Here is a 9,775-nt window from a genome sequence, read left to right on the forward strand (position 1 = left end):
GCGACGGACGGCACCGCCCCACGACGACCGGAGTGATCGTCGTGGGCATCGGACCGCCCAGGCCGGACCAGGTGATCGAGGGCGTGAGGGAACCCGCCCACCCGTCACGGAGCGCGCACACGATGCACGTAGCCGGACCGGGGAACAGCGAACGCGGGAACCCAGCGCATCCAACACCGTTCGGGATGCGCGCAGTTCCGGGAACTGGCAGCAAATGTCACTCCTGGACACTGTTGAGGAACGGTTGGCGCCGCCCAGCGCCCATGCCGCCGCCCGGACGGCCTCCACCCCGAACAGCGGCCCTTGGCCGAAGTCGCTGAGGTCGTAGACGACATCGGGTGTGAACAACTCCTCCAGCCGGTCGAGGCCGCCGTCGTCGACGAGGTGGCCGTGCAGCGAGACCAGTTCGCCGATGGCCAGGCGATCTTCCAGAGTGAGTGACATGCGCGCCCCCTTCGGCCCGGCGCGGACGTGCCGTGCCCCTCGTGATCATTCCCCACAACCGTCCGGCCTGCCACCGGATCGGGGGCGCCGTCGCCAAGTGGACTGTGGGGCAGGGCCGTTCCGGCACACTCGGTCACCTGCCCGACGATCGTGTCCGTGATGCCGGTGCCGGTGCCGGTGCCGGTGCCGGTGCCGGTGCCGGTGCCGAGGGATCGGCGGGAGTCGCAAGGCCCGCACCGGTACGGGCCTTGCGACTCCCGGTGACGGGCTACCCCCGCCCGGCCCCACCCCCACGCCGGGGCGCGGCAGTTCACCCGAACGGGATCCGTGCGCCTACCGTTCCCGCACCCGCCGCAGCCCGATGTCGGACACCTCGCCCAGGTGGCCGAGCTTGTCGGGGTTGGACACGGAGTGCAGCGCCCGGATCGCGCCGTCGGCGATGTCCAGCTCCAGCACGCCGGCCACGCGCCCCCGGGCGTCGTAGGAGACCGCGCCCGGGCGGCCGTTGACCAGGGCCGGCCGCAGGGTGATGCCCAGCTCGCGGTTGCGGCCGAAGCCGAAGGCGAGCAGCTGGGCGACGCGCTGCGGGCCGGTCACCGACTTGCCGACCGCCTGCGCCTTGCCGCCGCCGTCGCCGTGGAGGACCACGTCGGGGGCGAGCAGGCCGAGCAGCTCCGTCAGGTCCCCGCCGGCGGCCGCCTCGAAGAAGCGGCGGGCCAGTTCCTCGCCCTGCGCCCGCCGCTCCCGGGGCGCCGGGTCGGCCGCGCCGCAGGCCAGGTGCTTGCGGGCCCGGGCGAGGATCTGACGGCAGTTCGCCTCCGACTTGCCGGTCAGCTCCGCGACCTGCGGGTAGCCGTAGCCGAAGGCCTCGCGCAGCAGGAACACCGCCCGCTCCACGGGGGAGAGGGTCTCCAGCATCAGCAGGAAGGCCATCGACAGCGAGTCGGCCAGTTCGGCGTGCTCGGCGGGGGCGTCGCCGGGGCGCTCGGTGAAGGCGACCACCGGTTCGGGCAGCCACTCGCCGACGTAGCTCTCGCGCCGCACCCGCGCCGATCCGAGGTGGTTGATGCCCAGGCGGGTGACCGAAGTGGTCAGGTACGCCTTGAGGTTGGTGACGGTGGTGCCCGCCCGCTCGGCGCGGGTCAGGTTGAGGAAGGCGTCCTGGACGAGGTCCTCGGCGTCGCCGACCGAGCCCGTCATGCCGTAGGCGATGGAGAACAGCAGCGGCCGGTAGCCGGCCGCCTCCGCCGTGCCTGCCAGGTGTTCCACGGCCACCCCGTCCCTTCCCCGGCGCCCGCCCCGGCGGGGTGGCGCGCGTCACTGCGGGCGGCTGTCACAGGCCGCCCGGCCGCCCTGTCCCAGAGGGCAGCAGCGGACAACGTACCGAGGAGAACACCATGGATCCCGCACTGTGGGCCGTCACCGCCCTGCTGGCCGCCGCCTACCTGCTCGGCGGCGCCTTCAAGGTGCTGGTGCCGAAGGAGCGGATCGCCGCCGTCGGGCGCAGCGGCCGCTGGGTCGAGGACTTCAGCGCGGCCGGGGTGCGGGCGATCGGCGCGGTGGAGGTGCTGGCCGCGGTCGGGCTGGTGCTGCCCGCGCTGCTGCACGTCGCGCCGGTGCTGGTGCCGCTGGCCGCGCTCGGCCTGGTGCTGCTGATGGCCGGGGCGGCGGCGGTGCGCGCGCGGCGCGGGGAGTACCGGCTGGTGGCGGTGGACCTGGTCTACCTCCTGCTGGCCGCGTTCGTGGCCTGGGGGCGCCTGGGCCCCGGGTCCTTCCTCGGCTGAGACGGGCCGTCAACGGCCCCGCCGCTGCCGGTCGATCGGTGGCGGGAACGGCGCCTGCGCCGGGGGCGGCGGCGGGGCCTGCGGGGGAGCGGTGCGCGGCGGCGGCGGTGCGGTGCGGCCCGCGACGGCGGCGGCGAGCGCGAGGATCGCCTCGATCTGGGCCATCTGGACCCGGATCTCGGTGGTGGCGCCCCACCTGTTGCCGAGGTCAGCGAGCATCGCCTCGGCCCGCGCGGCGTGGGTGTCGTAGTCGGCCATGCCCGGCACGGTAGCCCCGACTGCCCGCGAGGACAGCCGGTTTCACCCGGCGGACCGGGACGGCGCCGGCCCCCTTGTCAGGGTGCGCGGATGGAAGACCTCGAGTCCGTGACCTGGCCGCCCGCACCGATCAGGACCGGGCGCCTCGTGCTGCGCGGGCCCGAGGCCCGCGACCGCGCGGCGTTCGTCGACCTGTTCTCCTCGCCCGAGGTGCACACCTACCTCGGCGGGCCCCGCCCGCGCGAGGAGGTCGAGCGCGAGCTGCCCGGGGTGCCCGAGAGCCGGCCCGGGACCTTCGTCGCCGCACTCGACGGGGCGATGATCGGCCTGGTCCTGCTCAGGAGGGGGACGGGCCGGCGCCGCCCGGCCGCCGCGGGCAGGCTCGACCTCGGCTACCTGTTCCTGCCCCGGGCGTGGGGGGGCCGGCTACGCCGCCGAGGCGTGCACGGCGGCACTCGGCCGGCTCGCCGGAGCCTTCCCCGGCGAGCCGGTGGTGCTGACCACCCAGAGCGCCAACACCGGCTCGATGCGGCTCGCGGCGAAGCTGGGGTTCACCGAGGTGGAGCGCTTCGAGGCCTGGGGCGCCGAGCAGTGGCTCGGCCTGCGGCCCCCGGCGGCCGGCGCCCCGCCGACGTCCTAGCCCCGGTCCGCCCGCGCGGGGCGGGCGGGACGGGCCGCGCCGCGCCGCGTCAGGACGGCGATCGCCTCCCGGCACCAGTCCCGGTTGCCCCGTTCGAAGGCCAGGCCGCGCAGGCAGGTCAGGTAGGGGCCGATCCGCTCGCCCTCGCGCAGGAAGTCCGCCTCCTCGCGCCCGCCGCGCATCCCGTGCAGCATCCGCTCGAACAGGTCGATCTTCGCCTGGGCGAACTCGGCGCGCTCGGCGAGCTGTTCGGCGAGCACCCCGGGGTCGAGGTGGTCGGCGGCGCGGACCTTGACCATCAGGTCGTCGCGCACGAAGGAGGGTTTGGCGCAGGCGGCGGCGAAGTCGTCCAGTTCGGCGAGGCCGGCCGCGGTGACGGTGAACAGCCGCTTGGTCGGACGGCTCTCCTGCACCACCTCGCGCCCGGTGACCAGCCCGTCCCGCTCCAGGCGGGCCAGCTCGGCGTAGAGCTGCTGCGGCTGGGCGTACCAGAAGTTGGCCACGCCGAGGTCGAAGGCCTTGGCCAGCTCGTAGCCGCTGGTCTCCCCGTCGAGCAGCGCGGCCAGCACGGCGTGTCGCAGGGCCACCGGATCGGCCCTCCCTCCTGGTGCCGGGGGTGTTGCCGGATACGCCCCCATGGTAGTACTCATGAAACTGACTAGTCACATTCATGACTATCCCGGGAGTGCCGCCATGACCGCCGCCGCCACCACCGCAGACCGCTTCCGCGCCGCCGTCCACGCCCGCGACCTCGCCGCGCTGGACGAACTGTTCACCGACGACATCCGCTTCTTCAGCCCCGTCAAGTTCAGCCCCTTCGAGGGCAAGCCCATGGTGCTGGGCCTCTTCGGGGTGCTGCTGCGCACTTTCGAGGACTTCCGCTACGTCGGGGAGTACGAGGGCGCCGCGCAGAGCGGCGCGGACGGCACCGAGGCGCCCTCCGCGGTGCTGCTGTTCCGGGCGGTGGCGGGCGGCAGGCAGATCCACGGCATCGACCTGCTGCACTTCGACGAGCAGGGCCGGATCAAGGAGTTCACCGTCATGGTCCGCCCCCAGTCCGCCGTGCAGGCCCTCGGCGCGGCGGTCTTCGAGGGCCTGCTCGCCGACGGCCTGGTCCCCGCCCCGCCGGCCGCCTGAGGCCGCAACGCCCTTTCGGTACACGCCTGTTGCACTGCCGGCCCGTCCCGGCGGGCACGATGGGGGGCGAACGTTCCAGGGGGGACGGCCGACGGGGGTGGCGTGATGGGGCTGACGGGTCGTACGGCGCGGCGCGCGGGTGCGGGTGCGGGTGCGGGCGCGGGTGCGGTGGTGGTGGCGGTGCTGGCGCTGGGGGCGGCGGCCTGCACGGGGCAGGACGGCGCAGGAGGGGCGGGTGCGCAGCCGACCGCGGGGGCGCACCGGGTGGTGCTGCCCGGGCCGGCCCCGGCGTCGGCGCAGTGGATCGTGGACGAGCTGGCCGCGCTGCGCCAGGACACGTCCCTTTGCCCCGTTCCCGCGCTGGCGAACATGATCGTGTTCGACGACGGCGAGGACGCCCCGGGCCAGGCCGACGTGGCGTGGCTGGAGGACGACTCCTACGTGTGCTTCGGGACGCTCACCCGCGACGCCTCAGGGCTGGGCAAGTCGATCCACGGGGAGCCGATCGACACCTTCGCGGCCAGGGAGGTGCCCCTGTGGATCGGCGGGTCCAGGCGCATCTCCTTCCTCGCGGCCTTCCCCGGTGACGTGGGGACGGTCGTCAGGAAGTACGCCGACGACGACGACGACACCTACGGGCCCCTGCACCAGCGGGTGGTCGGTCTCGGCGGCGGGAGGTCGGTGACCCTGGTCCAGTACTCCTACCCCCACGAGCTCCCGTCGTCGGGCGACGAGATCAGGTTGTGTCCGTCCGACGGCGACCCCTGCAAGCAGTCGATCCACTGACGTACCGGGGCGGCCGCGCGCTCCGCCGTCCGGGCGACCCCCGGCGGAGTGGCCGGAGCAGCGGGCGGCGTGCGGGTCGGACCCGTGCGCCGCGTCCCGGACGAGCTCCTCCCGGCCGTCGGGGCCGGGGCCCGGGGCCGCGGCGCACACCGAATTCACCGGAAACATCCGCACGGAAAAGAGCGGCGGCAGACTCCCACACAAACACGGGATTGACGTGGACAGGTCGATGATCCGCTCCAAACCCCCCGATTCGGTAGCCATACCCTCACTACCGGTACCGTTCCGGACGCCATGGTGTTCATCACTCTTCCCTCCGCCGTCACGCCCCTCCGGTTTTCGCCGATTACGCTTCACCAGCGAAAACAATCGAAAACACCCAAAATGACATTCGAATCGCATCGCTGCCTGAGGAAACGGCATCGATGATGAGAATTTCCTTTGACCGCACCTTCGCTGCATCCAGCCGACTCCCAGCGGAGTCATGGTGAGTGGGCGCGTCCCACCGGGTGACGACCAGGTCACCGCACGTAGCAAGCGACACGCGCCCTATCAGGAATACGGAGCCGAGGAACCCACCCCCATGGACGCACGCCACGACACGGCCGGCCCGGTCACGCTGAACCGCCCCCACCCGGGGCAGGCGGCGGGCTGGCCGGTGGCCCAGCCCGCCCACCCCCGAAGCCTCCTGGACGTCATCGCCGCGACGGCCGACGCGTACCCGCACGCCCCCGCGCTCGACACCGGCGACGCCGTCCTCGACTACCGAACCCTCCTCCAGGAGGTCGACGCCCTCGCCGGCGTCCTGGCCGGCCACGGCATCGGCACCGGCGACCGGGTCGGTGTGCGCATCCCCTCCGGCACCGCCGACCTCTACGTCGCCATCCTCGCCGTGCTGCGCTGCGGCGCCGCCTACGTCCCGGTGGACGCCGACGACCCCGACGAGCGCGCCGAGATGATCTGGCAGGACGCCCAGGTCTGCGCCGTCATCGGCGCCGGGCGCAGCCTCTTCGCCGGCCCCTCCGCCCGTCCCTCGGGCCGCCCGGCCTGGCCCACCCCGGCCGACGACGCCTGGATCATCTTCACCTCCGGCACCACCGGCCGCCCCAAGGGCGTGGCCGTCACCCACCGCAGCGCCGCCGCCTTCGTCGACGCCGAGGCCCGGATCTTCCTGCGCCCCCAGCCGCTGGGCCCCGGCGACCGCGTCCTCGCGGGCCTGTCGGTCGCCTTCGACGCCTCCTGCGAGGAGATGTGGCTGGCCTGGCGCCACGGCGCCTGCCTCGTCCCCGCCCCCCGCTCCCTGGTCAAGGCCGGCACCGACCTCGGCCCCTGGCTCGTCAGCCGCCGCATCACCGCGATCTCCACCGTCCCCACCCTGCTGGCCCTGTGGCCCCAGGAGTGCCTGGACCAGGTCCGCCTGATCATCGTCGGCGGCGAGGCCTGCCCGGCCGAACTCGTCGAGCGCCTGGCCGTGCCCGGCCGCGAGTTCTGGAACACCTACGGCCCCACCGAGACCACCGTCGTCGCCACCGCCGCCCGGATGCTCCCCGGCCAGCCGGTGCGCATCGGCGCCCCCCTGGACGGCTGGGAGATCGCCGTCGTCGACCAGAACGGCCACCCCGTCCCCTGGTACGAGAGCGGCGAACTGCTGATCAGCGGCATCGGCACCGCCCGCTACCTCGACCCCGCCAAGGACGCCGAGAAGTACAGCCCCCACCCCGCGATCGCCTCCCCCCGCGTCTACCGCAGCGGCGACCTGGTCCGCAACGACCCCGAGGGCCTGGTCTTCCTCGGCCGCGCCGACGACCAGATCAAACTCGGCGGCCGCCGCATCGAACTCGGCGAGATCGACGCCGCCCTCCAGGCCCTGCCCGGCATCCGCGCCGCGGCCGCCGCCGTGCGCAAGACCCCCGCCGGCGCCGACCTGCTGGTCGGCTACCTGGTCGCCCGCCCCGGCGCCACCCCCGACCTGGCCACCGCCCGCCAGCAGCTGCTGGAGCGCCTGCCCGCACCCCTGGTGCCCGTCCTCGCCCTCGTCGACTCCCTGCCCACCAAGACCTCCGGCAAGGTCGACCGCAACGCCCTGCCCTGGCCGCTGGCCACCACCGGCGGCTCCGGCGGCCCCGACGGCCCCGCCGAGACCCTGGAGGGCACCGCCGGCTGGCTCGCCGGCCAGTGGGAGCGCCTGCTCGGCATGGCCCCCGGCCGCGCCGACGACTTCTTCGCCCTCGGCGGCTCCAGCCTCACCGCCGCCCGCCTCGTCTCCGAACTGCGCACCCGCCACAGCGGCGTCTCCGTCGCCGACCTCTACGCCCACCCGGTGCTCGGCGACCTCGCCGGCTACCTCGACTCCCTCGCCCCGGCCCCCGGGGCCGCGGCCGCGGCAGGGCCGGAAGCCGCCGCGACCGCCACGCCCGTACGGCCGGTGCGCCCCACCCCGCGCAGCGCCGCACTGTGGCAGACCCTCATGCTGCTCGCCATGTTCGGCCTCTCCGGCCTGCGCTGGGTGATCGTCCTGATCGCCGTCGACAACCTCATGGGCGGCAGCATCCCCTGGGCCCCGCACAGCTCCTGGTGGCCCGTGGCCGCCGGCGCGCTCCTCTTCTACACCGCCCCCGGCCGCACCCTGCTCGCCGCCGCCGGCGCCCGCCTGATCACCGCCGGCATCCGCCCCGGCAGCCACCCCCGCGGCGGCCACGTCCACCTGCGGCTGTGGGCCGCCGAGCGCTACACCGCCATGTTCGGCACCGCAAGCCTCTCCGGCACCCCCTGGGCCGCGCGCTACGCCCGGATGCTCGGCTGCCGCGTCGGCCGCGACGTCCACCTGCACACCTCGCCCCCGGTCACCGGCCTGGCCCGGATCGGCAACGGCGCCTGCCTCGAACCCGAGGCCGACATCGCCGGCTGGTGGCTCGACGGCGACACCCTCCAACTCGGCCACATCGACATCGGCGAAGGCGCCAGCATCGGCCACCGCGCCACCCTGATGCCCGGCGCCCGCATCGGCCACGGCGCCGAGATCGCCCCCGGCTCCTGCGTCACCGGCACCGTCCCGCCCGGCGAGCACTGGCACGGCTCCCCGGCCCGCCCCTCCACCGAGGCCCGCACCCCCTGGCCGGCCGGCCCCGCCAAGCGCTCGCGCGCCTGGAACCTCGCCTACGGCGCCGCCTTCGCCCTCTTCGGCCTCGTCCCCGTCCTCGCCGCGCTGCCCGCGCTGCTCGTCGTCTACCCGATGGTCGACAGCGACCGCACCCTGCTCACCGCCCTGCTCCAGCTGCTGCCGCTGACCGTGCCGCTGGCGGTCACGACCGTCTTCTGCCACGCCGCGCTGATAGCCCTGCTGATCCGCCTGCTCTCGCTCCCGCTGCGCCCGGGCTTCCACCCGGCCACCGGCGGGGTCGCGTTCTGCGCCTGGGGGGTCTCCCGCCTCAGCGACGGCGCCCGGCGCACCCTCTTCCCCTTCTACGCCAGCCTCTTCACCCCGGTGTGGCTGCGCCTGCTCGGCGCGAGGATCGGCCGCCGGGTGGAGGCCTCCACCGTGCTCGCCCTGCCCGGCCTGATGCGGGTCGACGACGGCGCCTTCCTCGCCGACGACACCCTCGTCGCCCCCTACGAGCTGCGCGGCGGCTGGCTGCACCTGGGCCGCGCCCACGTCGGGCGCCGCTCCTTCGTCGGCAACTCCGGCATCGTCGGCCCCGGCCGCTCGCTGCCCGACAACTCCCTGGTCGGCGTGCTCTCCGACACCCCCGCCCACGCCCCCGAGGGCTCCTCCTGGCTGGGCCGGCCCGCCTTCGCCCTGCCCCGGGTCGCCGACACCGGCGGCGAGGACCGCACCTACAACCCGCCCAAGCGCCTGATGTGGGCCCGGGCCGGCGTCGAGGTCTGCCGCCTGCTGCCCGTCATCGTCGCCGCGGTCCTGGCCGACCTGGTCTTCGCCGCCCTCCAGGCGATCCGGGACGACTACGGGCTGGGCACCGCCCTGGGCGCGGCCGGCCCGGTGCTGGCCGCCGCCGCCGTCGTCGCCTGCGCCGTCACCACCCTGGCCAAGTGGCTGCTGGTCGGGCGCTTCCGGGTCTCCGAGCACCCGCTGTGGTCCTCCTTCGTGTGGCGCAACGAGCTCTACGACACCTTCGTCGAGGAACTCGCCATGCCCTTCGGCGGCGGCGCCATGACCGGCACCCCCTACCTCAACCTGTGGCTGCGCAGCCTGGGCGCGAAGATCGGGCGCGGGGCGTGGTGCGAGACCCACTGGCTGCCCGAGAGCGACCTGGTCACCGTCGGGGCGGGCGCCAGCGTCAACCGCGGCACCGTGCTGCAGACCCACCTGTTCCACGACCGCGTGATGCGGCTGGGCCCGGTCCACCTGGGCGCCGGCTCCACCACCGGGCCGCACTCGATCGTGCTGCTCAACTCCTCGCTCGGCGAGAACGCCTCGGTCGGCCCCGCCTCCCTGGTGATGCGCGGCGAGAACGTCCCCGGCGCCACCCGCTGGCTCGGCAACCCGGTCGCCGCCTGGAACGCCGACGCCACCCCGCCGCCCGGGCGCCGCGCGGCCCGCGGCCGGCGCCGGGCCGCGGTGATGTAGCTCACTCCTGCGGCGGGAGACGGAAGCGGGGGGGCCCAGGTGCGGCCCCGGGGGGCCCCCCGACAGGGTTTGCCGGGCTGGGAGTAAATAGATCGTGTACAAGGCCAATTTGTAGGGCCGGGGGCGGCAGCCGGGGGCGGG

The 9,775-nt window shown here is 74.8% G+C and carries 8 protein-coding genes and 1 pseudogene; 5 read left to right on the forward strand and 4 right to left on the reverse strand.

Annotated elements, in window-relative coordinates:
* Positions 1 to 444: nuclear transport factor 2 family protein (locus ABTY61_RS42075; RefSeq protein WP_502895492.1), on the reverse strand; the 444-nt coding region annotated here is incomplete at its 3' end.
* A 333-nt stretch (positions 445 to 777) separates the two neighbouring features.
* On the reverse strand, positions 778 to 1,713 hold the full coding sequence (sigJ, locus tag ABTY61_RS36530) for an RNA polymerase sigma factor SigJ (RefSeq protein WP_350509492.1): 936 nt from the start codon (positions 1,711 to 1,713) through the stop codon (positions 778 to 780).
* Positions 1,714 to 1,841: 128 nt separating this feature from the next.
* Between sigJ and ABTY61_RS36535 the strand changes: the two genes are divergently transcribed.
* Positions 1,842 to 2,228, forward strand: coding sequence for a DoxX family protein (locus ABTY61_RS36535; protein ID WP_350509493.1), 387 nt, complete (start codon positions 1,842 to 1,844; stop codon positions 2,226 to 2,228).
* Between the two features lie 9 nt (positions 2,229 to 2,237).
* On the opposite strand, the gene ABTY61_RS36540 is transcribed toward ABTY61_RS36535, so the two are convergent.
* Positions 2,238 to 2,486 carry a hypothetical protein gene (locus tag ABTY61_RS36540; protein WP_350509494.1) on the reverse strand — a complete coding sequence of 83 codons (249 nt, stop codon included), beginning with the start codon at positions 2,484 to 2,486 and terminating at the stop codon, positions 2,238 to 2,240.
* A 90-nt stretch (positions 2,487 to 2,576) separates the two neighbouring features.
* Between ABTY61_RS36540 and ABTY61_RS36545 the strand changes: the two are divergent.
* Positions 2,577 to 3,126, forward strand: a pseudogene (locus ABTY61_RS36545) (GNAT family N-acetyltransferase).
* On the opposite strand, the gene ABTY61_RS36550 reads toward ABTY61_RS36545, so the two are convergent.
* Positions 3,123 to 3,713 carry a PadR family transcriptional regulator gene (locus tag ABTY61_RS36550; protein ID WP_350509495.1) on the reverse strand — a complete coding sequence of 197 codons (591 nt, stop codon included), beginning with the start codon at positions 3,711 to 3,713 and terminating at the stop codon, positions 3,123 to 3,125. The pseudogene ABTY61_RS36545 and the gene ABTY61_RS36550 sit on opposite strands and share 4 nt — an antisense overlap.
* Positions 3,714 to 3,819: 106 nt before the next feature.
* Here ABTY61_RS36550 and ABTY61_RS36555 point away from each other — a divergent pair, with 106 nt between their 5' ends.
* From ABTY61_RS36555 to ABTY61_RS36565, 3 genes are all read left to right on the forward strand, one after another.
* Positions 3,820 to 4,263 (forward strand): nuclear transport factor 2 family protein, encoded by a 444-nt coding sequence (locus tag ABTY61_RS36555; protein ID WP_350509496.1) that lies wholly within the window; start codon positions 3,820 to 3,822, stop codon positions 4,261 to 4,263.
* 105 nt (positions 4,264 to 4,368) lie between these two features.
* The gene (locus tag ABTY61_RS36560) at positions 4,369 to 5,049 is read left to right on the forward strand and encodes a hypothetical protein (RefSeq protein ID WP_350509497.1); all 681 of its coding nucleotides are present in this window, start codon (positions 4,369 to 4,371) and stop codon (positions 5,047 to 5,049) included.
* Positions 5,050 to 5,632: 583 nt separating this feature from the next.
* On the forward strand, positions 5,633 to 9,634 hold the full coding sequence (locus ABTY61_RS36565; RefSeq protein WP_350509498.1) for a Pls/PosA family non-ribosomal peptide synthetase: 4,002 nt from the start codon (positions 5,633 to 5,635) through the stop codon (positions 9,632 to 9,634).
* The last annotated feature ends 141 nt before the right edge of the window (positions 9,635 to 9,775 follow it).

The organism is Kitasatospora sp. NPDC096128 (assembly GCF_040303105.1).
GTDB lineage: Bacteria > Actinomycetota > Actinomycetes > Streptomycetales > Streptomycetaceae > Kitasatospora.

Coding starts and splice junctions, on each gene's coding strand:
- ABTY61_RS36535 (WP_350509493.1), top strand. CDS start 1,842: ATGGATCCCGCACTGTGGGCCGTCACCGCCCTGCTGGCCGCCGCCTAC.
- ABTY61_RS36540 (WP_350509494.1), bottom strand. CDS start 2,486: ATGGCCGACTACGACACCCACGCCGCGCGGGCCGAGGCGATGCTCGCT.
- ABTY61_RS36555 (WP_350509496.1), top strand. CDS start 3,820: ATGACCGCCGCCGCCACCACCGCAGACCGCTTCCGCGCCGCCGTCCAC.
- ABTY61_RS36560 (WP_350509497.1), top strand. CDS start 4,369: ATGGGGCTGACGGGTCGTACGGCGCGGCGCGCGGGTGCGGGTGCGGGT.
- ABTY61_RS36565 (WP_350509498.1), top strand. CDS start 5,633: ATGGACGCACGCCACGACACGGCCGGCCCGGTCACGCTGAACCGCCCC.